This is a genomic window from Bacillus sp. MD-5, from assembly GCF_002201875.1.
Lineage (GTDB): Bacteria > Bacillota > Bacilli > Bacillales > Bacillaceae > Bacillus > Bacillus stercoris.
This window is the reverse complement of sequence record NZ_CP021911.1, coordinates 1,246,011-1,270,330: the sequence shown is the minus strand read 5'-3', so window position 1 is coordinate 1,270,330 and position 24,320 is coordinate 1,246,011. Positions and strand designations below refer to the sequence as shown.

Genomic DNA, 24,320 nt, shown 5'->3' with positions numbered 1-24,320 from the left:
TTCATCTTTTATTTTAAAATATGTACCAGCAGGGAATAATCTCTTAGTGACTGATGAAAGAGAAGGTGATGCTATGAGTAAATCGCGGGACAGTTATTTCGATAACGCAAAATTTTTATTGATATTCCTTGTTGTATTCGGTCATATTCTTCGTTCCTTTATTAATGATAATCACTTTATGCTCTACCTCTACAAGTTCATTTACACATTCCATATGCCTGCATTTATTCTTGTATCCGGTTATTTCGCAAAAGGCTTTAAACGGGCGGGATATGTAAAAAAGCTGGCGGCCAAGCTGATTATTCCGTATTTGATTTTCCAAATCATTTATTCCGTTTTTTATTACATTATGCAAGATGAAAGCATGGCAAATGTGAACCCGATTGACCCGCAATGGTCGTTATGGTTTCTTGTAAGCTTATTCTTTTGGAACCTGCTTCTATATCCTTTTTCAAAGCTTTCAAAGCTGGGAGCGCTGTTTGTCAGCTGCGGATTCGCCGTGCTGATCGGTTATCTGGACTTTGTCAGCAGCACGCTGAGTTTGTCACGGACATTCGTATTCTTACCGATGTTCCTTGTCGGTTTTTATTTAAATAAACACCATTTTGATTTATTGAGATCAAAACGAGGCAAACAAATTGCGCTCGGGGTGCTTGCCGCCGTATTCGTCATCTGCTGGGGCATCGATTTTGACTATTCTTTTCTGTTTGGTTCAAAACCGTATTCTTCATTTGGAGACGTTACCCTTGTAAGCGGACTATCCCGAATCGGCTGGTATGTACTCGCCTTTGCGGCAACCTTTAGCTTTTTAGCGCTCGTTCCGCAAAAACGGTATTTCTTTACCAAATGGGGGACCCGGACATTTTACGTGTATTTGCTTCACGGGTTTATTATTAAAACGCTGCGGCAGGTCGGTCTTGAGGATTGGCTTACTGACTATCAAAGCTTAGTGATCCTCTTGCTTTTAACAGCAGCACTGACATCAGTACTCTCCAGCAACTTTGTTAAGACAGTTGCTCAGCCTTTCATTGAGCTGAGGATGACCAGCTTATTGCAATTTGTCAGAGGAACGGGCAAAAATGCTTATTTAAAATAGAAAAGCACCTCTTAAGCGGGACACCGCCTAAGAGGTCTTTTTTATTTCTGTTTTTTATTTTTGTTTTCTTCATTTTTCTTTTCAGGCTTTGTGACTTCCAGCGTTTCGATGATCTTTCCGGCATTGTAATCCCCAAATTCACTTGAGAATTCTTCCTCCAGCACCTTCTTATTCATAGGCTTTTTATGATTTTGCATATCTCTGCTATGACGGTGTTTCTTCACAATCACATGCCTCCCTGCTTACCCTGTTTGGAATTGCGGTTTGCCCCTCTAAAATTGGGGTCGTCATGATATTGTGTCTTATATGAATTTGGGTCCATGCTCTCAGTAGGTGTATTGTTATTTTTAATGGCTTCATTTACTTCAGCTTTACGCTTCATTCGAATCCTCCTCGCCAGTTTTCACACATTTCGGCTAAAGATGCAGGGGCATTAAACTGCACCTGTCGAAGTTAGGTTCTCCAACTGAACAGGAGGCACACATCTTTTTTTTGGCAATCAAAAAACACCGCTGAATTGGCGGTGTTTTGTCTATCCGATAATCACTCTTTCCTTCGGATAATGATAATTCGCTTCAATTTCCTTTCTACCGATCAGATACAGGAAGGTCAGGATGCCGATTCGCCCGATAAACATAACAATCATAATGACGCATTTTCCAACACTGCTCAAATCAGCCGTAATTCCAAGTGACAGACCGGTTGTACCGAATGCCGAGCACACTTCAAACAAAAGCTCCAGCAGGGAATGCTTTTCTGTAATGGTCAGAATGAGTGTCGAGCCAAAAACGAGCAAGATCGCCATCATTGTGACAACAAGCGACTTCATCAGGTCAGCAGGGTGCAGCTCCCGTTTGAATACCTTTACGGACTTATTACCGCGGGCGAAATGAAACAGCGCAAGAAGATTCAAGGCAAAAGTCGTTGTCCGTATGCCTCCCCCGACTGAACTTGGCGACGCTCCGATAAACATCAGCGCACAAATAAAAAAGAGTGTGGGACCTGATAATTGGCTGATATCGATTGTGGCAAGACCCCCGCTTCGGGTTGCCGTTGATTGAAACAGGGACAGAAACAAAATATCATGCCATGATTTTCCTGCGAACGCATGGTTTGCTTCCAGGGCAAAGATGCCTATGGCTCCAAACAAGACAAGCGAGCCGAACGTAATCGTTGTGATCTTCGTAAAAAGCGTAAATGGATAACGGCGATGCTTTGAAAACAGGAAATCCTTTACTTCAACCAGCACAGGAAATCCAATCGCTCCAAATATAATTAAAAGCATTGTAATAAACTGCACAAAGTAATCGTGACGAAATGGAATCATCGAATTACCGGTAATATCAAATCCGCCATTTGTCGTTGCGCTGATACTGGCAAAAAACCCGTGTAAATAAGCTTCCTGAAAGGAATCATAGTAGGTTAAGAAATAAGTGCCGAGTATAAGCCCGCCAAAAAATTCAATCCACAAGATCAGAAAAAGAACCTGCTTCATCAGATTGACAATCCCGGAAAACTGGGATTGGTTTTGGTCAACCATAATCAATTTCCGTTCTTTCAGCCCGATTCGTTTTCCCATGATCAGCCAAATGAACGTTCCGAGCGTCATAATCCCGATTCCGCCAAATTGCAGAACAAATGCCAATATAAAAATGCCTGTTGTACTGAATGTATCAGCTGTATCAACGACCGTCAGCCCTGTTACGCTGACTGAACTGACGGCGGTAAACAGCGCATCAATGAACGTCCAGTCCGCCCCCGGTTTATGGCCCGCCGGCAAACTCAGCAATATAACGGCCACAGTAACTGCAAGAAAATAATATAATGCGATCAGCTGGGCCGGTGACAGGGCCTGTATCAATTTTCCAAACTTTAATTTCATGTAAAATCCTTCTGCCTCTCTTTTTAAGTACGGTAATTATTCTAAAGATATTAGGTCCATTTTTAAAGGCTTTTACGGAACATTTTCTTAACTTGCTTATTTTTTTATGTTTTTAATCAATGGATAAAATAAAAAAACCTCTGAGAATTTCCTCAGAGGAACAATGTGTTTGTATTACTTAGCTTCCAGCCGTCTGATACGCTCGTCTAAATCAGGGTGAGTAGAGAAAAGTGAAGAGCGCTTCTTGCCATTGATCTTTAACGTTTGGACAGCTGTCTGATCGTCTTCCATCATTCGGGAAGAGTAGCCTTTAAGCGTCCGAAGCGCATGAATCATCTTATCCTTGCCGGCAAGATCCGCTCCTCCCCTGTCAGCATGGAATTCACGATGGCGTGAATACGCAAACACAACCAGGCTGCCAAGTATCGAAAAGATAATCTGAAAGACAATCATTGCAATAAAATGTACGATCGGCGCTAGATCTTCTTTGACAAAACGGCTTGCAATCCAAGCTGCGATGCGTGATAGAAAGACGACAAAGGTATTGACGATACCTTGTAAAAGCGTCATTGTTACCATATCACCATTAGCGATATGCGCGACCTCGTGGGCAAGCACTCCTTCGACCGCCGCATCATCCATCTGCTCCAGCAGCCCAGACGATACTGCGACAAGAGAACGGCGTTTAGACGGTCCAGTCGCAAACGCGTTTACTTCAGGTGAACGGTAAATCCCGACTTCCGGCATTTTCGTTAACCCTGCAGAACGGCTTAATCTATGGACACGATCAACCAATTGCTGTTCCTCGTAGCTGAGTGAGTGTTTTTTCGGATTCAGCACTCTCACGCCCATCATCGTCTTTGCCATCCATCTGGACATTGCAAGAGACGTAAAGGAACCGACAAAGCCAACGACTAAACTGAACACAAGAAGCGCCATTGGATCAATACCGCCATCAGCTGTAAAGTATGTCCCTACTCCGGTAACAGAGCTCAAAATAGACAAAACAATCCCGATTGTTGTAAGCACCAAAATATTCGTTAAAATAAACAGAAAAATTCTTTTCGCCATAACAACCTCCGTTATTTTAAGTTCAAAAGAACCTGTATATTTAAATTATAAAACATCCATTTGAAAATGCAAGGAATTCGACGTATGATGTTAATGTAATTTGCTGACGCTTCAATTTTGAACTTATACATAAACCGCTTATCCGCGTCAAATTGTTTAAAGAGGTGAACAATGAACATTTTTAAACTTTCTCGAACCGATATGGTGCGGCTGCTCTATTCCTTAAAAGGACAAGGAGAACATAGCCCGCTCGACATTCTCGTCCAATCAGCGAACATGTCAGCAGAAAAAGCAGCCAATCATCTTGAAATTCCTGAATTTCTTACAAGATACGAACGAAAAAAACAGAAAAAAGAATACGGCCTCTCTACAAATGAAATCGTAGAGCTCGGCAACTTATGCGAACTGACTTCATTAAAGTCAACCGCGATTCAAAACTGGGTAAAGCGTGATATCAAGGATCTGATCGGACACCCTGAGCTGGGCAAAAAATACTCAGTTGAACAAGCAGTTATTCTTTTAATTGTACGTGATTTAAAATCCATTTATGACTTTGAACACATACGGGCTATTTTAAAAGTGGCCTTTAACACAATCTCAGACAGATCTGATGATGTCATTAGCCCGATTGCTTATTATGAAAGCTGTGCATATGTGCTTGATGCCGTCCATCACCAAGATACTCCTTCTATGAAAGAATCAAATCTGCAGGTGATCGTCGAACAGGAGACAGAACGTCTCCGCTACCGTTTTGAAGAACTGAATGACGGCCAATGGCTTAAAATCAGACAGATTATCGCCATTACAGTCCTCTCCATTTTAACGTTCCATATTCAGGCAACCGCTCATAAAATGACAGCAGACATTTTATAGTCTGCGCACCCCCGGCTCAGAGGCCGGGGGTTTATTTTTCTCCACAACAATTGCCAGCATAAATAATCCCCGTATATTTCAAACTAAATACGCGTTAAGAATTTCTTTATAGAAAAAGGAGATGAAAAAGATGGCGAGCAGAAATAAACTCGTTGTTCCAGGGGTGGAGCAGGCACTAGACCAATTTAAACTCGAAGTGGCTCAAGAATTCGGTGTGAACCTTGGTTCTGATACAGTCGCACGCGCTAACGGCTCTGTAGGCGGAGAAATGACAAAGCGGCTGGTGCAGCAAGCACAATCTCAGTTAAACGGCACAACTAAATAAATTCAGGTCTTTATTCGCCGGGGGCACTCGGCGAATCTTCATTTTGAGCTGAATTATTATCACTGCTGTAGCCGTTTGGATTACGGCGGTCTGAAGCGTTATCCCTTCTGGATGAAGAACGATTCTTGCCTTGTTCACCATTGTTCCAGTCCCTGTGGTATTGGCTTTGACCTTTGTCAGCGCTGTTATTTTCATTTCCTTTATCTTGAGGATCTTGTATTGGGGTTTGCTCATCGTCCCCATCTTTTTCGGCATTTGTGTTTTCATCTGATTCCTTTACATTTTTATCTTTATCACTTTTATCAGTCTGGTTATCCGCTTTATCTTCTTTCTGGTCACCGGAATCCGTATCATTCAACTGTTCATTATCTCCTTGCTTGCTGTCCTGGGAGTCGGTTTGATCGGTGTTTTCACCCTCATTTTCTTCACTCTTTTGATCCTCTTCCCCGGATGGTTTGCTGGAGTCATCTTTTAACTCTTTATTGTTATTCTTTTCATTTGATTTGATGTAGCTGCCTGTTGAAACGCCTTCTTTCTTCGCTTTTTCCCTCGTTTGCATGTCTGACTCGAGAGATTCCATGCGGTATGTCGTTTTATATTTTTCAGTCACATCGTTGAGCTGTTTTTTCACAGCTTTTTTATATGTATTGTCTTCCGTATTTTCATAAACAGTGGAAATCAATATTTCTTTCGATTTCTTTACATACCCGTGCTCATTGCAGTCGGTTATTATATCGTCAATCACCTTTTTAAAATCAGTCTTCTCCCAATCATCTATATCATTTACGACCTGCTTTCCCTCATCGTTTAGAGGCGTCAGTTCAATCACTTCATAATCGCTGTTTAACGCCATTTCGACGCTTGGATTGATATCGATTGTCATATACGCATAGGCCTTATTGTTGGAAAAAACGGGGAGAACTATAAAAATAAAAAGCATAATAGCAGTCATCGTAAAAATCCCCATTTTGAAAGGGCGCAGTTTAAAAAAATCAAAAAAGCTGGCCCTTCTGCCCATGCGTGTTTCACTCGGAAGCATGATTTCCTCTCCGATTTCATAGCTGTGGCGATCATTTTTGGCTTTTAAAAATTGTCCGTCAGGGGTCAGCAACGTGACGAATTTTTTATTTTTCTCTACTATAATCCCTCTTCTCATGAGTGCAGCACCCCTTTAAGATAATCTTTTAAATAAATATAATCACCCGTAATAATAATACACATCGCAATAATATATTTTCTGTTTCTCTCAATCGTTTTTCGGCTTACAGAGACAAGCTGCTCCAGCTGTTTCACTGGAAGCTGCTTTTTTGTATAGAGAATAGCGGCCAATTCTTCGTGTTCAACAAGCGTCATTGCCACCTTTATGGCGTTTTGCCTTGCATCCGTGTGCTTTGGAGAATTTTCAAGCAGTTCTTTAAACGACAAACCATAATCCTTGAGCTGCCTTTGAAAATAGAGGATTTCCTCCCGCCTCTGCTCCTGTTCAATCTGACGGCGGTATTCATCAATGGAAAGCTCGGCTTCAATCAGGCTTTGTGATGACTCCTGATCGTCTCCTTCCTGTAAATCGATATTTATATTTTGTGCGCTTCTGGCTTCTTTTCTAATGTAATCAATGACTTTTCTTTTTATAATAAGCTCAGCAAATGCGAGCAGAGAATTTCCTTTTTCAGGTGAATATTTTTCAATAGCTTCATTAAACGCGATCAGCCCAATACTGAACTCATCGTCTTTTTCATCTATATATCGTTTACAAACGGATGAAACCGTCTTTGCGATAAATGGCTTATATTGCTGTATTAATTCATTTTGCAGATCTTTATTGCCTTTTTGTATACTCTCAACAGCTTTTTCAAGCGTTTGCTTCTTTTTTCCCAATTTAAACAAAAGGCTAAGCACTGGTTTCACCTCAGTTCCTCCCTATAACTACTCATTAATGATAGCTAATTTGATAGGGATTCGCAAAGGAGAAAAAGAAATATTGATTTCCAATGTCTCAATTATGACAAACCATTCTGACGTCCTATACATGATTTCGTGCCTTTCTAAAGAATTAAGGGGGTTTTATGCGTGTTTTTTGTAACAAAGCTGTTATAAAAATGTTATTTTATTTCGGGTATGAAAACGCTTCAAACACGAAAAGACTCTGCTTTTAAGCAGAGTCTTTCAGATTACGCCCGTTCCCGAGTGCTGTTTTTTTGTTCGTTTTGTGTGCCCTCCGGCTGTTTTTTCCCACCTGACATAAACCAGCCGCTAACTGCAATTGCCGCTAAGACACCCCAGAATATCAGCTTCCATGTTCCAGAATGGATAAAGTGTTCAGAAACAACCGCTATGTCACGATGGGCAAGCGTATATAAAGCAAGCTTCACTCCGACCCAGCCGACAATCACAAAGGCTGCTGTTTCTAGGCTTGGACGTTCCTTTAATAACTTTACAAACATTGAAGCCGCAAATCGCATGATCACCAGTCCGATTATACCACCGGCCAAAATGATGATAAATTGCCCTCCGTCAAGTCCGCCGATCTTCGGGAGTGATGTCCCAGGGAGCGTAACCGCCAGTGCTACTGCTGCTAAAATAGAATCAACAGCAAACGCGATATCTGCCAGTTCCACTTTTAAAACAGTCGGCCAAAAACCGCTTTTCTTCGTCTCTTTATGCGTGTCTTCTTTCTTAAATACATATCTTTTCAATAAGTGGCTTGCTGAGATATACAGCAAATAGATCGCGCCAATCGCTTGAACCTGCCATACGTTGACCAAGAAAGAAATTGCAAATAAAGAGCCAAATCGCAGTACAAAAGCCCCTGCCAATCCATAAAACAGCGCTTTTTTTCTTTTTTCTTCCGGCAAATGTTTTACCATTACCGCCATAACCAGTGCGTTATCGGCGGCTAAAATCCCTTCCAGCCCGATCAAGACGAGAAGAACCCAACCATACTCTAATAATAATGCTGCATCCATAAATGATACCCTCCCAAAAAAGTTGTTTTCTTTCTCTTCATCCGATCTTATGCCGGCCGGACCATGCAAAAAAGACCTTTGCCGACATAAGGCAAAGGTCTTGCTAGACATGAATTCAAGCATGCCAACAAAGCCGATGGATACCATCCATGAAATGACGACTTTGTTTCCGGAATATATTCCGGACGCTACTCCCCTTTGGGATTTCAAGAAATATCATTTTATACGTCAATAATATGCGCAGTGCGGTGATTTGTCAACGTTTATTTTTTAAAAATACTGATAAATGTTCGGAGTGCGTGCGTTTCTTCCTCTTTTTCATCAATAAGTAGAGCAGGAACAGCACCAAAATCGCTATCCCGATCGGAAGCATATATTGATCAAGAATAGAGCCGACTTCCTTCCAATTTTCACCGAGCTTCACACCGAGATAAACATATACAAATGTAATCGGAAGCATAGCGATGAATGTATAAAGCGAAAACACCCAAACATTCATTTTTGCAATGCCGCACGGTATGGAGATCAATGTCCTGATGCCAGGCAAAAAACGGCCGCTGAAGGCGACAAAGCCCCCATGTTTTTTAAAAAATTGATCCGACTTATCAAGCGCTTCAGGCTTAATAAAAAGGTACTTCCCAAAACGTTCAAGAAACGGCCTTCCTCCGTACCTTCCTATCCAATACAGCGTAAGCGGACCGGCCACTCCTCCTAGCGTTCCTGCCAAAACAACGCCGGTAAGCGTCATATCGCCTTTCGATACCCAGTAGCCCGCAAGAGGCAGGACGATTTCAGCGGGGATAAACTCAATACTGAGCGCTAGAAATATTCCTAAATAAGATAAACTTTTAAATGCTTCTATCCATGACATAACCAGCTCTTCGATAGCCTTCAACTCCCCTTTTCCCTATTTATTTATTGTACATTTTATTTTTTTGGAAAACGACAACATGATTTTAACACATTTTTCACGGTCAGCTGAACTAAAAATAGCTCTCACTCGTATTTCTATCATCTTGAAGGCTGAAAGTCTGGAGTTAAGCAGCCGATAATAAAGAGAGTCAACAAGACTGGAACATCAGATACGGGAGGAATCTCCATTTGGAAATACACGTTACGTATAATACGACGCTCATATATTTATCTATTCTTATTGCCTGTGCCGCCTCGTACATTTCCCTTGAACTGTCAAGGAAAGTCACGATCCATACGGGTTTAAAAAGTAAAGTTTGGCTGATTGGCGGCTCACTTATTATGGGATTCGGGATTTGGTCAATGCATTTTGTAGGGATGATGGCCGTCCATATGGAGATGGAGATGCAGCTGGAATATGAATTCATGCCTTTAATGGCATCCATTGGTGCATCTGTTTCCGGATCATTTGTGTCATTATATTTTGTCAGCCGGAACATTCTTACATTTTACAGACTGCTTACCGGATCAGTTGTGCTTGGCGCATCTATTGCTTCTATGCACTATATCGGAATGTCTGCCATTTCCCGGGTAATGATTATATATGAACCGATTCTTTTTACAGTTTCAATTATCATTGCGATTGCAGCATCTTTCGTCTCGTTAAAGATATTCTTTGACTTGGCCGTAAAAAAACATTCTGATCATCTTATGTACTATAAAGTCATCAGTTCACTTGTAATGGGTTTAGGGATTTCGGGCATGCATTATACAGGAATGCTTGCCGCAACTTTCCATGAGGACACGGCTCCTCCCGGAAGCCATATGGAAGTACATACGTTTCATTGGTCAATTTTTGTTACTTTAATTATTTTTTGTATACAAACATTATTATTATTCAGTTCCCATGCAGACCGAAAGTTTATGAAACAAAGCGAACGCATAAAGGATAACGAACAGAGATTTCAATCTTTAATCAACCACAATATTGATGCCATCTTTATTTTGTCATTAGAAGGCGACATTATATCATCAAATCATGCCGGCGAGGAAATGATCAGCAAATTTGGATTCAGCATGCACGATTGGAGAAATTATACATCCCAGAAGATTAAGCTCCTTTTTGAGCAAGTTAAAAAAGATAAACAAGCGATGAACAGTGATAGCGATCTGATTACTGAAAAAGGCCAGTTTCACTTAAATATTACGCTCATACCTGTTGAGGTCAATCAAGAGCTTGACAGCATTTATGTTATTTGCAAAGACATGACAAAGCAGTACAGAGCAGAGAAAGAAATCCATAGAATGGCTCATTATGATTCGCTTACAGACTTACCTAACAGAAGGCATGCCATCTCTCACCTAACAGAAGTGCTGAATCGCGAGCATACCTTACACTATAACACCGTTGTATTCTTTCTGGACTTAAACCGGTTTAAAGTGATTAACGATGCATTAGGGCATAATGTCGGTGATCAACTGCTTCAGCTTGCAGCTAAGCGCCTGTCATCTGTAGTTCCTGATAACGGATTTATTGCCCGTCTTGGCGGCGATGAATTTATTATTATATTGACAGACGCCAATACAGGAACTGGCGAGGCAGATGTTTTAGCAAGAAAAATTATCCAAAAATTCGAAAAACCTTTTAAAATCCAAGAGCACACTCTAGTCACATCTGTCAGTATCGGGATTGCAATATCTCCAAAAGACGGGACGGATGGCCTTGAATTGATGAAAAAGGCTGATATGGCGATGTATGCCGCTAAAGAACCAAACAAAAGCAAATACAGGTACTTTTCTTTTTCAATCGGGAACAAAGAAACCGTCAAGCTGAATCAAGAGATCGTACTTAGAGAAGCAATTGAAAACGATAGGTTTGTTTTACATTATCAGCCGCAATTCAGTGCAAAAAATCAAAAAATGACAGGGGCAGAAGCATTAATACGCCTTGTCACACCCGACGGGCAGCTGTGCCCACCTGGAGAATTCATCGGTGTCGCAGAAGAAACGGGCCTTATTATTGATATCGGAAAGTGGATTATAGATGAAGCATGCAAACAGGCAAGGGTTTGGCATGACAAAGGCTATGATCTTTCTGTCGCCATCAATATTTCCGCCAAACAGTTTCAATCCGAAGATCTGATCCCCCTCATCAAGGATACGCTGAATAAATACAAGCTTCCTCCGCACCTTCTTGAAGTGGAAGTGACAGAAAGCATGACAATGGACAATCTTGATCACTCCAAAAAGGTTTTGTCATCGCTAACGGAATTAGGAATCAGAATCAGTATTGACGATTTCGGTACTGGTCACAGCTCGCTTAGCTATTTGAAGCACTTTCCGATTCACAGGCTGAAAATTGACAAATCATTTATTGACGATATTCAAACCCATCGTAAATCAGAGCAAATTACAGGGGCTATTATTGCCATGGGCCATCAGCTGTCTTTGCAGGTGATTGCCGAAGGTGTTGAAAATTCAGCACAAAAGCAGCTCCTTTATGAAAAAGGCTGCGACCATTTGCAGGGATTCTTTTTCAGCAGGCCAATACCGCCGGAACAAATCGAACAATTCATTATTGAACAGCCGCCGCAATAATAGCGCGGCTGTTTTTTTCACCCATAAGTTACTACACATGAATCGCCCCCCTCCTCTTCACACTAAAGAAAAAAAGGGGTTTATCGATATGCATACAATGTGGAAGGGATCGATCAGTTTCGGATTAGTAAACATCCCCATCAAGCTATATGCGGCCACAGAAGATAAAGATATTAAGCTGCGCAGCCTCCATAAAGAGGATCACGCACCAATCAAATACGAGAAAGTTTGCACAAATTGCGAAAAAACACTTAGTCCTGATGAAATTGTCAAAGGATATGAATATGTAAAAGGAAAATATGTAGTGCTGACGGACGAAGATTTAAAAAGCTTAAAGCAGGAGCATGAGGAGAAAGCGGTTGAGATTGTTGACTTTGTTCAGCTTCAGGAAATTGATCCGATTTATTTTAACCGCTCCTACTTCGTCGGCCCCGGGGATAACGGGACGAAAGCCTATACCCTGCTGCGTGAGGCGCTGCGTTCAACCGGAAAGATTGGTATCGCCAATATGACAATCAGGTCAAAGCAGCAACTGGCGATTCTCCGCGTTTATGAAAATTGTATCGTCATGGAGTCCATCCATTATCCGGATGAGGTCAGAAGCGCCGCTCATGTCCCAGGTGTACCTGATCAATCGAATGTAAATGATAAGGAACTGCAAACCGCTATCACATTAATAGATGAACTGACTGCTGAGTTTAAACCTGAAAAATATGAGGACACGTATCGTCAGGCTCTGCTGCAAAGAGTCAATGACAAGCTTGAAAATAAAGAGACAGCCGTCACTCCTGATAAAGCGCCACCGCGTGAAGATGTCATTGACCTGGTAAGCGCACTGCAAGCCAGCATCGACAGAACCAGAAGACCGAACCCCGAGACACCGGCTGCCGCACCTGCACAAGCCGCTGAACCGAAAGGAGCCGGAGATAAAAAACGGAAAACGACTAGAAAAAAAGCCTCCGGCACGTCATAGTCCATGGCGTTAACCATGCAGCCGGTCCTTACTTCGTCACCGCCAATCGGAGAAGAATGGCGTTACGAAGTTAAATATGACGGGTACCGATGTATTCTTCGCATCCATTCTTCAGGTGTGACCTTAACCAGCAGAAATGGTGTGGAGCTCAACAGCACCTTCCCTGAAATTACACAATTCGCCAAAAGTGTCTTTCAGCCTATGGAAAAAGAACTTCCGCTGACACTTGATGGAGAAATCGTATGTTTGGTGAATCCTTGTCGAGCAGATTTTGAACATCTTCAAGTACGGGGACGTTTAAAAAGGCCAGACAAGATTCAGGAATCGGCAAACGAGAGGCCGTGCTGCTTTCTCGCTTTTGACTTATTAGAGAGAAACGGAGAAGATGTATCGCTTCTTTCGTATTTGGACCGTAAAAAATCGCTGTATGACCTCATGTCCGCAGCAAAGCTTCCTGCGTCTCCAGACCCTTACGCAAAGGAAACCATCCAATATATCCCCTGTTACGATCATTTTGATCAACTCTGGGAAATGGTAATGAAATATGACGGAGAAGGAATTGTAGCGAAAAAAACAAACAGCAAATGGCTTGGAAAGAAGCGGTCGTCCGATTGGCTCAAATATAAAAACTTTAAACAAGCACATGTTTGCATAACAGGCTTCAACCCTAACAATGGGTTTCTGACGGTGTCCGTATTAAAAAACGGGATCATGACACCGATTGCCTCTGTCTCGCACGGAATGCGTGATGAGGAAAAAAGCGCGATACGAGAGATTATGGAACAGCACGGACATCAAGCACCTTCTGGCGAATTTACGCTTGAACCTTCTATTTGTGCAACTGTTCAATACTTAACGATTCTTCAAGGCACACTAAGAGAGGTATCGTTTGTCGGTTTCGAATTCCAAATGGACTGGACCGAATGCACGTATGCGCAAGTCATACGCCACTCCAAACCGGTTCACCCAAAGCTTCAGTTCACAAGCCTGGATAAAATCATATTTGAAAAGAATAAAAAAACAAAAGAAGATTTTATTCAGTATATGATTGAAGTCAGTGACTACCTGTTTCCATTTCTGAAAAACCGTGCTGTCACCGTCATTCGCTATCCGCATGGAGCTAGGAGCGAATCATTTTTCCAAAAAAACAAGCCGGACTATGCGCCGGATTTTGTTCAATCCTTCTATGACGGAAGCCATGAGCATATTGTCTGCGAGGATATGTCTACATTATTATGGCTTTGCAACCAGCTTGCTTTGGAGTTTCACGTCCCTTTTCAAACCATTAAAAGCAGGCGTCCGGCTGAGATTGTCATTGATTTAGACCCGCCTTCGCGAGAGGACTTTATTATGGCCGTTCAGGCTGCAAATGAACTAAAGCGGCTGTTTGACTCCTTTGGCATTACTTCGTACCCGAAGCTGTCCGGCAACAAAGGCATCCAGCTTTATATTCCCTTGTCTTTTGAGGCTTTCACGTATGAAGAAACACGCCAATTTACACAGCTGATTGCCGAGTACTGCACCAATGCATTTCCCGAGCTATTTACCACTGAACGCTTGATTAAAAACAGGCACGGCAAATTGTATCTTGATTATTTGCAGCATGCAGAAGGAAAAACGATTATCTGTCCCTATTCGACGAGAGGAAATGAGCTTGGGACTGTCGCAGCACCGCTTTACTGGCATGAAGTCCAATCATCTTTAACACCCGCTCTGTTTACAATTGATACCGTCATTGATCGAATTAAGAAGAAGGGCTGCCCATTTTTTGATTTTTACCGCAACCCGCAGGACGAACCTCTTAGCGCTATTTTACATCAGTTGAAAAAAAGAGCTGACTAATGAAGTCAGCTCTTTCCGTTTAACTGTACTTTTTCTCTAATCGCTCTTTTTCCTGGCGCTGAAGCGGGCTCAGCGGCTCATTATATAAATCGATATCAATCGCGTATTTCGGGCGTCTTTTCACTTCGGAAAATATCGTCCCGATATACTCTCCGATAATCCCAATTCCCATCAATTGCAGCCCACCCAAAAACCAAATGGAAATGATGAGAGACGCCCAGCCTGCATTCGTATGGCCGAGCAGCTTTTGAATAAACGCGCCAATTCCTGCCACAGCGCTGAGAAAAAATAAAACAAATCCCAAAAGCGTAAAGAATCGAATTGGTGCGACACTGAATGATGTAATCCCGTTAAAAGCGAATGACAGCATTTTTTTCAGCGGATATTTCGTTTTGCCTGCAAAGCGTTCCTTGCGGTCATACAACACTTCGGCTGACTTAAAGCCGATCATGGGAACAATGCCTCTTAAAAACAAATTCGCTTCTGGATAACGCTCAAGCTCTTCAAGGGATCTTTTATTCATTAAACGAAAATCAGCATGATTATAAATTAATTTAATTCCAAGCTTATTCATGAGGCGATAAAATCCTAATGCGGTCGTGCGTTTGAAAAAGGTATCGGTTTTTCTGCTCCGGCGGACACCGTAAACGATCTCGCAGCCTTCATGATATTTCAGCATAAAATCCCGGATCACAGAGATGTCGTCCTGAAGATCAGCATCAATCGAAATGACACAGTCTGACCTATTCTTCGCTTTATGGAGTCCGGCTAAAAGCGCTTTTTGGTGGCCGACATTGCAGGCTAATTTTAAACCGGTAACCTTCTTGTTTCTTATGCTCTCCATGGCAATCAAAGACCAAGTGCGGTCTTTGCTGCCATCATCGACGAATAGAATTTTACTGTTTTCAGCAATTAATTTCTCTTCAATTAAATCGTCTACAACCTCTGTCAGCTGACGGCTTGTTTCTTGAAACACTTCCTCTTCATTGAAACACGGGACGACGATGGTTAATACTGGCTGTGGCTGTTTCAATCGATATCCTCCTTATCTTGTTTCATATAAATAAATGCGCCAAGCGGAATTCTTATGGTCAAACGTCTTGACAAGCGCAAGATGGTTTTGTTCAGCATTCATGATCGGAACTGAAGAAAAAATGTACCGTCCGCCCATTTTTTTAAATACATCTGTATTTAATTGAAGATTGTTAATCGTTTTCTTCGAGTTCTTTTTGAAATCGTATCGTTTACCGAGTTCATCGACAAAAAGGTAGCAGCGGCTGCCCCACTCATCAAAATATTGTTTCAGCCGAGTGTTTTTTTCCAGCTCTTTTTCGATGATTTTCCTAAATTCATATTTATAAGAAAGCGGATATAGATTGTTATACGTATCTAACGTATAAAACCCGTTATATTGGGCGATTGACGGATGCAGGCCGATGCTCGCCACCCTGTACGAATCTTGCGGGCGTCCGATAAATTCCTTAATCTCGTTGAATTGCTCGGATGCATAAAATTCCCTGAATGTCGGCGCGTTGTAATGAACACCATACGTATACTCTTCATTAAAAGGCGCCAGCACCATCAGCTGTGCAGCGACCGCAGCGTACACAAGCCATTTCCACCCTTTCCCCATCCGCCAAATAAGATATAAAGCAAGCGCAAAGCTCACGTATATAACAAGCGGTCGCAGAAAATGAAATCGGGCAAAATTAAATTCTGCTAAAAAGGCAAATGTCTGCTTAGGCACTGCCCAAATTTTGTTGAACCAAAACGCATACCATAATGACAGTCCATAATTAAGCACACATAAAAACAGATAAACATTTTCTGGCTTTGTCCGATTTCGTTTGAACAGCACAGCAGCAAATACGAGCAGCAGAATCGGAAGGATGACAACGGTATGAACGGTCATCACATGATTATGGCCATAGACAAAGTTTTTTACGGATAGTCGAAGAGAATGCCAAACGTCATGCCTGGATGAGATAAATTCAATCCGATGCATCGGTGCGTGCTCAAACAGCATCGAATAGACAAGCCGATATTCAACGAAAAGATAGATACTCGTCATAAATGCAATACTGCCTAAAAAAATCAGATTCCATCTTCTTTTTGTAATGGCATCATACAGCCAAAAACACGCCATTCCTGCCAGGAAAAAGAAGAAGCCTAACACAAAGCTTGAATATAAAGGGAGCAGTCCGAGCGTCAGCCATTCTCTCCATGAGATATCCCCTTTTCGGATATTTAAAAAAGCCCACAGTGCCAAAGGGTACCCAAGCGTACTTAGCATTCCCGAAGGCCAGAAAGGTGTTAAGGCAAATGCAAGCGATACGCCAATTCGGATGAAAGCCGCTTTTGGCTCTGGGATCACATGTTTCTTCAGCAGCACATACATTCCATAAAAAGCGACAACTCTTGTAACCGTTTGGCTTATTGCATAGGCAGTCATGGAAGAAAAGAAAGCATGAAGCCAAACAATGCCGCTCCACTCGGTGCCAAAGGCATCCCGTGGCAGCCCGTTAATGATTTGCGGAATGGCAGCGTCAACCTTGCCGACGATTTCTCCGCTATCGGCAAGAACCTTGTACCACGCGATGTTGGAATCTAAATTATCGTGGACTCGGATATGGGCATCTTCCTTTAAAATAAAAAGCGGGGATACATACAGCAAAAGGATAAATAATGCGATCCAGAGATAATATGTTTCTTTTTTTTGTTGTCTCATCAACCGTAACATTGCTTACACATCCATTTGTTATTCTGACTCCGTCGGCATGTTCTGCCTCATGTGTCAAAATTTATTATCCCTTTTCCCTTCCAAATCATTCATCATATGACAATCCGTTTTTCAGCCTGTCTCTACCCATTAATTCCCGCTATCCATAGTGCTTGATCACTTACTATACTGATAGCAGGGAGGGGATATATTTTGTTTACAATCTTACTTTCATTGGCCATACTCGTATTTGTGCCATTTCTATATAAAGCGAACCGCAATACAAAAGATGTGAAAGTCAACACCATTTCAATCGATCAAAAAGACGGCCTTCCAGCCAGAAAAAAATTAAATATCCTTCATTTATCAGATCTTCACTTGGAAAACATTTCAGTCTCACCTGAGGAGCTGTATCTTTTAACAAAAGATCAGCCTGTGGACATCATTGCTCTTACCGGGGATTTTCTTGATCGGAAACGTAATATTCCGAAGCTGGCAGGTTACTTGAACGCCTTGCAAAAGCTGAAGCCTGCATATGGAATGTACGCGGTGTTCGGTAATCACGATTATGTATTGAAAGAAAGAGACTTTCAGAGGCTGAAGCGTGTTTTAGAGGAAAACGGCTGTATCACGCTTCAAAATGAACATGTTCGAATCGAGACGGCTGCAGGGCCAATCAATATTATCGGCATTGATGATTACAGTACGAATCGCAGTAATATCACCGGCTCTTATCAAAGTTTGGAAAACGGCTATCATCTTGTACTAACACATGACCCAAATATTATTCTGGATATGAAAGATGTTCATTATGATTACCTGCTGTCAGGCCATTTTCACGGCGGGCAAATCCATTGGCCAAAACCGTATCATTTGGTGAAAATGGGCAAACTCGTGCGCATGAACATGATTAAAGGTCTTCATTATCATCACGATAAGCCATTTTATATCAGCGAAGGCTTGGGACAAACCGGCGTAAATATCCGTGTCGGAAGCCGCCCTGAAGTGACATTTCATCAGATTTAAGCAAAAAAGACTGTGCTGACCGAGGCATCAGTCTTTTTTTTGATAGGTTTTCTGCAGCTTTTCTTTTGAGATCAACAAATAGGATGAATTCGGTAAATGCCGCAAGCTCACAGGCTTTGAAGTCAAATATAAAATCGGCACATGGGACATTTTTTTAAAGCATCTGTAAAAAGGGTTCACCGGGGTGATCACATCAAAGCCGAGCCTTTTTACACCTTTGTCAAGCATCGTAATCCCAATGATTCCTTTGATTTTCTCGCTTTTTTTATGATTGTTGATATAGTCAAGAAGAAGCGGCATTGATTGATATACTTTCTGATAAATAATGATTCCTTTTCTGACCGTACTCTCAATGCTTTGCAGTTCTCTTATCAGCTTAATATTGTGCAGATGGATTTTAACGAGCACATCATTTTTTTTAATATGCGTTCCGTCGCTCAGCACGACATGATGTCCTTTATACTTCGTCAGCCTGACTCGAAAAACGCTTTTTTGCTCTTTGTCAATCAAGCTTAGCCTAGAAAAAAAGAAATAAATCGGGTCAAGCATTTTCCAAATGGAAAGGAAACAGGTTTTCATCTTTTCACCTTCCTTATGATCAAAAACACCCTTATATTTTGTGAGCGTTCTCCCCAAAATATAGTTGCCATATTTTTTTGGGAGGACTGTCATGAAAAACATTCTCATTTTTCCTTTTTTAAGCATTTCCACCGGTCATCATCATGTCGCTGATGCATTGCAGGCTGAATTGGAGTCTCAGGGGCTTGCAGCTGAGAACATTGATATCTTTTCACATGCATATAGGCGGTTAGAAAAACTGTCCTCCGCGGCTTATTTAAAATGGATTCAATACTTCCCGAAAACGTACAGCGGCATTTACCGGCTGCTCGCCTGCGGAGAATATCAGCATGACAAACGCTATTCCATGTACGAATTGCTGTTCACACAGCAAATGAGGCACATCCTCCAAGAAAAACAGCCTGATTTCGCCTTCTGCACACATGCGCTGCCTTCTTATCTGCTGAACCGGCTAAAGCCTGAATATCCGAATCTGACGGTTGTGAATGTATACACTGATTTTTTCGTGAATCAATTATGGGGACGGAAGAACATTGATTACCATTTTGTTCCGAGCACCGAAGTAAAGAAGCAGCTTATATCAGAGGGGATCGATCAGAAAAACATATACTTGACCGGCATACCCGTTCACCGAATGTTTGAAATGGGATCAGCAGATGCCTGTCAGCATTATCCGCCATATACCATCATCATCACAGGAGGCAGTATGGGAGTTGGGGGAATGTTAAAATGGGTGCAGAAACTGTCGCCAGGCGGTAAGATCTTATACAAAATATTATGCGGCAGAAACGAAAAGCTCTACTGCTATGTCAAAAGTTTACACCACCCTTTAATTGAAGCGATTCCTTACCTTCACAGCAAAGCAGAGATGAACCGTTTGTACGAACAGGCGGCAGGCATCATGACAAAACCCGGAGGCGTGACCATCAGTGAATGCTTACAGAAGCGGCTCCCCGTATTTATTTATCATGCACTGCCTGGACAGGAGGAAATGAATTTGAACCTTTTAAAAGAAAGGAAGCTTGTCATAGATATGAGAAACTGGGATGTACAAAAAGCAGAAGAACGTTTTGCGGTATTTTTTCAATCAAGTGAACTGATGAAGAAATATCAAACACACGTCAATGAATATCTTGAAGAAATGTCTGATAGGAAGATTGAAGATGTTTTAAAAAGAATCCTATGACACAAAAAAACACTCTCCTGAAACAGAGAGTGTAGAGTCGTTAACGAAACAGCAAATGCTGGCTGTGTATGCCCGCTTTCTTGAGCAGGACGATCAACTGGTCCTGTTCATCAGGCGAAAGGCCTGAAAACGCTCTCGCAATACGCAGAGCATGAATCGGATAAATTTTATCCAAATACTCATTTCCCTTGTCAGTTAAATGCGCGTAAACGGAGCGTTTATCTTTCGGGTCCTGCTCCCTTACTAAAAACCCGTTTCTTTCTAGTTTGTCAATAACATATGTGACGTTTCCGCTTACAAGCAGAAGTCTCGACCCAATTTGCTGCAATTTTTGCGGGCCTCTTGTGTACAGGAGCTCCAGTACAGCAAATTCAGTGGGATTAAAACCGTGCTCTTTGCTATCACGGATACTATGTTCGGACACACTTTTGAAAGCCCTTGCAAAAACTCTGTACAAATTCATCGCACGCTCAACTTCTTCTTCGTTAAACGATAATCTCATCATATCTACCTCGTATATAGGATTTTTATAAAAAAATAATGAAAACCCTTACATATAATAAGAGTTCAGTCCCTTACTATACGTATTCGCTATAATTCGAGAAATTCCTTCTAAAAGCAAAAAAATCCTTATACATTATCTTGTATAAGGATAATTTCTGTGATTTGTAATGCTTCGAAAGAAATAAGCATATTCTTTCCGAAGCTCAGAAATCGTCATTTTGTTCATGACCTCTTTATTATAAACCCCAATTTGATAGAGTTTTTCAGAATAATGACTTCGTTCTTTTTCTAAAGCGGTTTTCAATAAATTACTCATAGCGTCCTCCTTCATTTTGAGGTATCCTATACAAAAGATACTCTATTTAAATGAACGTGGTATGAATCTAATGTAAAGAATTTATGTTTACGAAGATTTACGGTACCGTCCGTTTTGAACGGATCTTAATAATTGAAAAGCCTGTTCTCCGGCAAGCTGCATAAACGTCTCCAGCATTTCATCACGCTTGATATCCAACTCGATAATTTCTTTTGCCAGTGAGACCGCTTTTTCTTCCTCCATGATTATCCTTCCTCCTCGTTTGTTCGTTACATAAAGGATAAAACGCGCTTGTATGTTACGCATTATTCTTGTTAATTTTTCTTCCGCATTTTTTCAAAAATCTGCTATTTGATGTTAGAAAATATGACAAGCGTCAGGTTTTTTCTCTTTGTTTTTTATATACTATTATCAAAAGACATCCAGGGGTGGAAAAATGACCACAGAAGATCATTCTTATAAAGACAAAAAAGTGATTTCAATCGGAATTGTGAGTGAATTGACAGGATTGTCCGTAAGACAGATCAGGTATTATGAGGAACGAAAACTCATTTACCCGCAGCGTTCTTCAAGGGGGACAAGAAAATACTCCTTTGCCGATGTGGAGCGTCTGATGGATATCGCCAATAAGCGCGAAGACGGCGTACAGACGGCAGAGATTTTAAAGGATATGCGCAAAAAAGAACAGATGTTAAAAAACGATCCGCAAGTGCGGAAAAAAATGCTGGAGGGGCAGCTTAATGCTCACTTTCGGTACAAAAACCGTTAAATGATAAAAGTCCGGCTCGCAGTTGAGACGGACTTTTTATATTTATAATGAGTGTATGAATGCAGTGGCAATGCCAAAGTAGATTAATAAAGATAAAATATCGTTTAACGTTGTAATCAGCGGTCCAGAAGCAATCGCCGGGTCTACTTTCAGTTTGTGCAAAATAATAGGGATAATCGTACCTGACATGGTGCCGATGATTAAGGTTAAAAACAGTGAAGAAGCGACAACAAATCCCAAAAGCGCATTCCCCTGCCATATGATGGAGACAATCGCGATTAGCACAGAACAAACCGCTCCGATAAAAATACTTGTTCTGAACTCCCGGAAGATCAGGCGCACAATCGTTTTTTTGTTCATTTCTTCTTTAGACAAACCTCTGATGACAACCGCGAGAGATTGTGTTCCCGTATTTCCTGTCATCCCTGACACCATCGGCATGAAAAACGCAAGCGCGACAACCTGTTTCAGCGCATCTTCAAAATAGCTGATAATGCTTCCTGAAATCAGCCCGATAAACAAGAGTAAAATCAGCCATGGCAGGCGCCGGTATGCCGCCACGTAAGCTTTTGTGTCAAAGGTGATGTCTTTACCGGAAGCGGCGAATTTTTCGTAATCCTCATCAGCTTCCCGAATAACGACGTCGATAATATCATCGACCGTCACAATGCCGACAAGCACGTTGTTTTCTTCTACAACCGGTATTGCCAAGAAATCGTAACGTTCAATCAGGCGGGCAACTTCTTCCTGGTCCTGAAGAGCATCTGCTGATATGACGCGGGTAAACATTAAATCCTGCACCTTTTCTTCAGGTTCACCCAGGATCAAATCGCGGTAGGAAAGAACCCCAACCAGCTGTTTGCTTTCATTAATAACATATAAGTAGTTGATCGATTCAGCGATTTCAGCGAAGCTTTTCAGTTTGACGACCGCGTCTTTAACCGTATAATGCTGAGGAATCCACACATATCGGTTTGTCATCATGCGTCCCGCTGAGTCAGCCGGATAATTCATCAAGAGCTGTACAGCTTTTGACTCTGACGCTTCCATGCTGGACAAAAGCTGCTCCTTCAGTTCTTCATCCATTTCTTCAAGCAATTGTGCGAGGTCATCGTTGTCCATTTTGTTCATCGCCAGTGTTGCTTTTGTTTTTCCGACTTTATTTAAGACGGCAAGCTGAAATTCGCGTTCCAGCTCCCCGATCATATCAGTGATATCGTCTACAGTTAAATAAGATAAATAGCGGGCGCGGTGTTTTTCCGGCATTTCTTTAAAAATAAACGCCATGTCATAGGGCTGAAGCTCATCAATAACGCTTCTGAAATCCCTGATTTTCCCGTCTCGCAATAAAATAATGATGCGTAAAATGAGTTCGTCATAGGTCATGTTTTGAACCATCGGGACTCGTACCTCCTCTACGGAGACGTGCCGGCCTCGCCAGAAGGTGCGGCAGTTCGTCTCCTCATCGTGTAATCAATTGCCTTGTTGTCATAGTATATGGGTACTTCTTCAGATTGACTCGAATGGGGAGAATCCATACTCCGCACCTCCTTTGATTGGGTTCGTTTTAAAGGCATAAAAAAAGCCTTCAGGATTGAAGGTGAAAGAAGCACGGCAAAAAAGCGTGCGGGCGCCTTCAATCGTAGAGCTTTAGCACTGTATGGCATAGGACAATCATCCAGCTGCATTAAAAATCACCTTATGTCGATGATTTCTGTTGACCCATTGGCGTCTTTGGACATTTTTGGGCAGCAGCGTATCTCCATACAGGAGCCTCACCTAACGAAGTTCCTAATTGAATTGACACACTGAGATTACAGAAAAAAACAAGCTGTGTCAACTCAAAAAATTAATAAATGCGCTTACATCACAATTACGGAACAAAACAAGGGCCTAAGCCCTTATTCTGTTGTTTGTGTCTCGTCATCTTCAGAAAGCAAATGATACGTTTCATGAAGAAATAAGGCGTACTCTCCATCCTTCGTCGGATGAGGGACATATTCAGCCTGATTGATGTATTGCTCCTCTTTCTTTTCCATGCGTTTCGCCTCCTTTTCTACTTAGATTGTCCCAAAAAGGGTTTCTTATCATGAAAAACCCCCGCTGCAGCGGGGGTTTGATTAGTCGTCTATCTCAGTTTTGATCATGCGGCCATCCTTTGCGGAAATTTCAAATTCTGTCTCAGTTCCTTGTTTCGTTTGGATTTCAATTTCATAGATGTAAGCACCGTCATCTTCGTTCAGCTTACTTTCTGTTACGGTTCCATCTGTTCGCCTTAAAGCAATTTCTTCCGCTTCTTCTTTTGTTATGGCAACTTGTTCTGCTTTCTCCTTTAACGGGTCATTAAGCGCTTGTTTTGTATGAATATCTACATAAACGTCGTAGTCTTCACCTTCTTTTTCAATCTCCACTTCATAGACTTCTTTTCCATTGTAAAGCTCTCTGTCAATGTCTTCTACGTTGCCATCAACAACTTTTTTAGCAATTGATTCTGCTTGTTGTTCAGTGAGCGCACCCGCCTTAGAAGAAGGCTGACTGTTTCCATTGTTTTCTTTGGCAAACGCGTTGTAGCTGAATCCTCCAGCCGCTAGGCACCCTGCTAAAAGCCCGACCATCCATCTTTTCTTGAGCATTTGTGAGTCCTCCTTTGTTTTGTATGCGTACAGTTTACACACTCAACATG

The 24,320-nt window shown here is 41.7% G+C and carries 26 protein-coding genes, 1 pseudogene and 2 riboswitches; of the genes and pseudogenes, 9 read left to right on the top strand and 18 right to left on the bottom strand.

The features are described from left to right. Nucleotides 1-73 precede the first annotated feature (73 nt). Nucleotides 74-1,096, top strand: a complete 1,023-nt coding sequence (locus CDO84_RS06370) for an acyltransferase family protein (RefSeq protein ID WP_040083314.1) — start codon at nt 74-76, stop codon at nt 1,094-1,096. 41 nt (nt 1,097-1,137) lie between these two features. On the opposite strand, the gene CDO84_RS06365 is transcribed toward CDO84_RS06370, so the two are convergent. The 4 genes from CDO84_RS06365 to htpX all read right to left on the bottom strand — a co-directional run bounded on the left by CDO84_RS06365 (nt 1,138) and on the right by htpX (nt 4,049). After that, nucleotides 1,138-1,320, bottom strand: coding sequence for a hypothetical protein (locus CDO84_RS06365; RefSeq protein WP_040083315.1), 183 nt, complete (start codon nt 1,318-1,320; stop codon nt 1,138-1,140). A 2-nt stretch (nt 1,321-1,322) separates the two neighbouring features. Continuing rightward, entirely contained in the window at nt 1,323-1,478 is a 156-nt protein-coding gene (locus tag CDO84_RS06360; RefSeq protein ID WP_014663734.1) for a hypothetical protein, read from the bottom strand. Between the two features lie 150 nt (nt 1,479-1,628). Continuing rightward, complete coding sequence (gene ktrD / locus CDO84_RS06355) at nt 1,629-2,978, bottom strand: Ktr system potassium transporter KtrD (RefSeq protein ID WP_040083316.1); 1,350 nt, start codon at nt 2,976-2,978, stop codon at nt 1,629-1,631. Between the two features lie 174 nt (nt 2,979-3,152). Beyond that, complete coding sequence (gene htpX / locus CDO84_RS06350) at nt 3,153-4,049, bottom strand: protease HtpX (protein WP_014663732.1); 897 nt, start codon at nt 4,047-4,049, stop codon at nt 3,153-3,155. Between the two features lie 171 nt (nt 4,050-4,220). Between htpX and htpK the strand changes: the two genes are divergently transcribed. Beyond that, nucleotides 4,221-4,922, top strand: coding sequence for a transcriptional regulator HtpK (gene htpK / locus CDO84_RS06345; protein WP_040083317.1), 702 nt, complete (start codon nt 4,221-4,223; stop codon nt 4,920-4,922). Between the two features lie 130 nt (nt 4,923-5,052). Beyond that, on the top strand, nt 5,053-5,247 hold the full coding sequence (gene sspD / locus CDO84_RS06340) for an acid-soluble spore protein SspD (protein WP_003218568.1): 195 nt from the start codon (nt 5,053-5,055) through the stop codon (nt 5,245-5,247). A 10-nt stretch (nt 5,248-5,257) separates the two neighbouring features. Here the strand turns inward: sspD and rsgI are convergent, their stop codons facing one another. The 4 genes from rsgI to CDO84_RS06320 form a co-directional block, all read right to left on the bottom strand. Beyond that, nucleotides 5,258-6,403 carry an anti-sigma-I factor RsgI gene (gene rsgI, locus CDO84_RS06335; protein ID WP_040083318.1) on the bottom strand — a complete coding sequence of 382 codons (1,146 nt, stop codon included), beginning with the start codon at nt 6,401-6,403 and terminating at the stop codon, nt 5,258-5,260. Beyond that, entirely contained in the window at nt 6,400-7,155 is a 756-nt protein-coding gene (gene sigI, locus CDO84_RS06330) for an RNA polymerase sigma factor SigI (RefSeq protein ID WP_040083319.1), read from the bottom strand. The genes rsgI and sigI overlap by 4 nt, the downstream gene beginning before the upstream one ends. A 263-nt stretch (nt 7,156-7,418) precedes the next feature. Continuing rightward, entirely contained in the window at nt 7,419-8,213 is a 795-nt protein-coding gene (locus tag CDO84_RS06325; RefSeq protein WP_040083320.1) for a TerC family protein, read from the bottom strand. A gap of 49 nt (nt 8,214-8,262) precedes the next feature. Then, a riboswitch (yybP-ykoY riboswitch) is annotated at nt 8,263-8,422 on the bottom strand. Between the two features lie 47 nt (nt 8,423-8,469). Beyond that, nucleotides 8,470-9,084 (bottom strand): DedA family protein, encoded by a 615-nt coding sequence (locus CDO84_RS06320; protein ID WP_040083804.1) that lies wholly within the window; start codon nt 9,082-9,084, stop codon nt 8,470-8,472. Nucleotides 9,085-9,314: 230 nt separating this feature from the next. Between CDO84_RS06320 and CDO84_RS06315 the strand changes: the two genes are divergently transcribed. The 3 genes from CDO84_RS06315 to CDO84_RS06305 all read left to right on the top strand — a co-directional run bounded on the left by CDO84_RS06315 (nt 9,315) and on the right by CDO84_RS06305 (nt 14,538). Then, nucleotides 9,315-11,723: an EAL domain-containing protein gene (locus CDO84_RS06315; RefSeq protein ID WP_040083321.1), complete on the top strand. Its 2,409-nt coding sequence runs from the start codon at nt 9,315-9,317 to the stop codon at nt 11,721-11,723. 88 nt (nt 11,724-11,811) lie between these two features. Then, nucleotides 11,812-12,696: a non-homologous end joining protein Ku gene (ku, locus tag CDO84_RS06310; protein WP_040083322.1), complete on the top strand. Its 885-nt coding sequence runs from the start codon at nt 11,812-11,814 to the stop codon at nt 12,694-12,696. Nucleotides 12,697-12,699: 3 nt separating this feature from the next. Then, a complete protein-coding gene (locus CDO84_RS06305; RefSeq protein ID WP_040083323.1) occupies nt 12,700-14,538 on the top strand; it encodes a DNA ligase D in 1,839 nt (612 codons plus the stop codon). Nucleotides 14,539-14,557: 19 nt separating this feature from the next. Here the strand turns inward: CDO84_RS06305 and CDO84_RS06300 are convergent, their stop codons facing one another. Beyond that, nucleotides 14,558-15,571, bottom strand: coding sequence for a glycosyltransferase family 2 protein (locus CDO84_RS06300; protein ID WP_040083324.1), 1,014 nt, complete (start codon nt 15,569-15,571; stop codon nt 14,558-14,560). Between the two features lie 12 nt (nt 15,572-15,583). Then, on the bottom strand, nt 15,584-17,278 hold the full coding sequence (locus CDO84_RS06295; RefSeq protein WP_040083325.1) for a DUF6044 family protein: 1,695 nt from the start codon (nt 17,276-17,278) through the stop codon (nt 15,584-15,586). Between the two features lie 192 nt (nt 17,279-17,470). On the opposite strand from CDO84_RS06295, the gene CDO84_RS06290 reads away from it, so the two are divergent. Beyond that, complete coding sequence (locus tag CDO84_RS06290; protein WP_040083326.1) at nt 17,471-18,283, top strand: metallophosphoesterase; 813 nt, start codon at nt 17,471-17,473, stop codon at nt 18,281-18,283. Between the two features lie 27 nt (nt 18,284-18,310). Here CDO84_RS06290 and CDO84_RS06285 read toward each other — a convergent pair whose 3' ends face one another. Next, nucleotides 18,311-18,862: a YkoP family protein gene (locus CDO84_RS06285; protein WP_040083805.1), complete on the bottom strand. Its 552-nt coding sequence runs from the start codon at nt 18,860-18,862 to the stop codon at nt 18,311-18,313. Between the two features lie 91 nt (nt 18,863-18,953). Here CDO84_RS06285 and CDO84_RS06280 point away from each other — a divergent pair. Beyond that, a pseudogene (locus CDO84_RS06280) lies at nt 18,954-20,083 on the top strand (MGDG synthase family glycosyltransferase). A gap of 5 nt (nt 20,084-20,088) precedes the next feature. Here CDO84_RS06280 and CDO84_RS06275 read toward each other — a convergent pair. The 3 genes from CDO84_RS06275 to CDO84_RS06265 all read right to left on the bottom strand — a co-directional run bounded on the left by CDO84_RS06275 (nt 20,089) and on the right by CDO84_RS06265 (nt 21,111). Continuing rightward, entirely contained in the window at nt 20,089-20,553 is a 465-nt protein-coding gene (locus CDO84_RS06275) for a MarR family winged helix-turn-helix transcriptional regulator (protein WP_003232536.1), read from the bottom strand. A 132-nt stretch (nt 20,554-20,685) separates the two neighbouring features. Further along, a complete protein-coding gene (gene ykoL, locus CDO84_RS06270; RefSeq protein ID WP_014663719.1) occupies nt 20,686-20,868 on the bottom strand; it encodes a stress response protein YkoL in 183 nt (60 codons plus the stop codon). A gap of 87 nt (nt 20,869-20,955) precedes the next feature. Next, complete coding sequence (locus CDO84_RS06265; protein ID WP_052438165.1) at nt 20,956-21,111, bottom strand: hypothetical protein; 156 nt, start codon at nt 21,109-21,111, stop codon at nt 20,956-20,958. A gap of 193 nt (nt 21,112-21,304) precedes the next feature. On the opposite strand from CDO84_RS06265, the gene tnrA reads away from it, so the two are divergent. After that, nucleotides 21,305-21,637, top strand: a complete 333-nt coding sequence (tnrA, locus tag CDO84_RS06260) for a MerR family transcriptional regulator (protein ID WP_003232541.1) — start codon at nt 21,305-21,307, stop codon at nt 21,635-21,637. A 42-nt stretch (nt 21,638-21,679) separates the two neighbouring features. On the opposite strand, the gene mgtE is transcribed toward tnrA, so the two are convergent. From mgtE to CDO84_RS06245, 4 genes are all read right to left on the bottom strand, one after another. After that, a complete protein-coding gene (gene mgtE / locus CDO84_RS06255) occupies nt 21,680-23,035 on the bottom strand; it encodes a magnesium transporter (protein WP_014663717.1) in 1,356 nt (451 codons plus the stop codon). A gap of 17 nt (nt 23,036-23,052) precedes the next feature. Next, nucleotides 23,053-23,175 (bottom strand): hypothetical protein, encoded by a 123-nt coding sequence (locus CDO84_RS21815; protein WP_041521309.1) that lies wholly within the window; start codon nt 23,173-23,175, stop codon nt 23,053-23,055. A 90-nt stretch (nt 23,176-23,265) separates the two neighbouring features. Further along, a riboswitch (M-box (ykoK) riboswitch) is annotated at nt 23,266-23,431 on the bottom strand. A gap of 107 nt (nt 23,432-23,538) precedes the next feature. Next, nucleotides 23,539-23,676 carry a transcriptional regulator SplA domain-containing protein gene (locus tag CDO84_RS06250; RefSeq protein WP_052438166.1) on the bottom strand — a complete coding sequence of 46 codons (138 nt, stop codon included), beginning with the start codon at nt 23,674-23,676 and terminating at the stop codon, nt 23,539-23,541. Between the two features lie 81 nt (nt 23,677-23,757). Next, nucleotides 23,758-24,270 (bottom strand): PepSY domain-containing protein, encoded by a 513-nt coding sequence (locus CDO84_RS06245; RefSeq protein ID WP_040083328.1) that lies wholly within the window; start codon nt 24,268-24,270, stop codon nt 23,758-23,760. Between the last annotated feature and the right edge of the window lie 50 nt (nt 24,271-24,320).

What these genes read in the sequence shown, in the direction of transcription:
- CDO84_RS06370 (WP_040083314.1), top strand. Translation starts at nt 74, where the DNA reads ATGAGTAAATCGCGGGACAGTTATTTCGATAACGCAAAATTTTTATTG.
- CDO84_RS06360 (WP_014663734.1), bottom strand. Translation starts at nt 1,478, where the DNA reads ATGAAGCGTAAAGCTGAAGTAAATGAAGCCATTAAAAATAACAATACA.
- ktrD (WP_040083316.1), bottom strand. Translation starts at nt 2,978, where the DNA reads ATGAAATTAAAGTTTGGAAAATTGATACAGGCCCTGTCACCGGCCCAG.
- htpX (WP_014663732.1), bottom strand. Translation starts at nt 4,049, where the DNA reads ATGGCGAAAAGAATTTTTCTGTTTATTTTAACGAATATTTTGGTGCTT.
- htpK (WP_040083317.1), top strand. Translation starts at nt 4,221, where the DNA reads ATGAACATTTTTAAACTTTCTCGAACCGATATGGTGCGGCTGCTCTAT.
- sspD (WP_003218568.1), top strand. Translation starts at nt 5,053, where the DNA reads ATGGCGAGCAGAAATAAACTCGTTGTTCCAGGGGTGGAGCAGGCACTA.
- rsgI (WP_040083318.1), bottom strand. Translation starts at nt 6,403, where the DNA reads ATGAGAAGAGGGATTATAGTAGAGAAAAATAAAAAATTCGTCACGTTG.
- CDO84_RS06325 (WP_040083320.1), bottom strand. Translation starts at nt 8,213, where the DNA reads ATGGATGCAGCATTATTATTAGAGTATGGTTGGGTTCTTCTCGTCTTG.
- CDO84_RS06320 (WP_040083804.1), bottom strand. Translation starts at nt 9,084, where the DNA reads ATGTCATGGATAGAAGCATTTAAAAGTTTATCTTATTTAGGAATATTT.
- ku (WP_040083322.1), top strand. Translation starts at nt 11,812, where the DNA reads ATGCATACAATGTGGAAGGGATCGATCAGTTTCGGATTAGTAAACATC.
- CDO84_RS06305 (WP_040083323.1), top strand. Translation starts at nt 12,700, where the DNA reads ATGGCGTTAACCATGCAGCCGGTCCTTACTTCGTCACCGCCAATCGGA.
- CDO84_RS06295 (WP_040083325.1), bottom strand. Translation starts at nt 17,278, where the DNA reads ATGTTACGGTTGATGAGACAACAAAAAAAAGAAACATATTATCTCTGG.
- CDO84_RS06285 (WP_040083805.1), bottom strand. Translation starts at nt 18,862, where the DNA reads ATGAAAACCTGTTTCCTTTCCATTTGGAAAATGCTTGACCCGATTTAT.
- CDO84_RS06275 (WP_003232536.1), bottom strand. Translation starts at nt 20,553, where the DNA reads ATGATGAGATTATCGTTTAACGAAGAAGAAGTTGAGCGTGCGATGAAT.
- ykoL (WP_014663719.1), bottom strand. Translation starts at nt 20,868, where the DNA reads ATGAGTAATTTATTGAAAACCGCTTTAGAAAAAGAACGAAGTCATTAT.
- CDO84_RS06265 (WP_052438165.1), bottom strand. Translation starts at nt 21,111, where the DNA reads ATGGAGGAAGAAAAAGCGGTCTCACTGGCAAAAGAAATTATCGAGTTG.
- tnrA (WP_003232541.1), top strand. Translation starts at nt 21,305, where the DNA reads ATGACCACAGAAGATCATTCTTATAAAGACAAAAAAGTGATTTCAATC.
- mgtE (WP_014663717.1), bottom strand. Translation starts at nt 23,035, where the DNA reads ATGGTTCAAAACATGACCTATGACGAACTCATTTTACGCATCATTATT.
- CDO84_RS21815 (WP_041521309.1), bottom strand. Translation starts at nt 23,175, where the DNA reads ATGGATTCTCCCCATTCGAGTCAATCTGAAGAAGTACCCATATACTAT.
- CDO84_RS06250 (WP_052438166.1), bottom strand. Translation starts at nt 23,676, where the DNA reads ATGGAAAAGAAAGAGGAGCAATACATCAATCAGGCTGAATATGTCCCT.
- CDO84_RS06245 (WP_040083328.1), bottom strand. Translation starts at nt 24,270, where the DNA reads ATGCTCAAGAAAAGATGGATGGTCGGGCTTTTAGCAGGGTGCCTAGCG.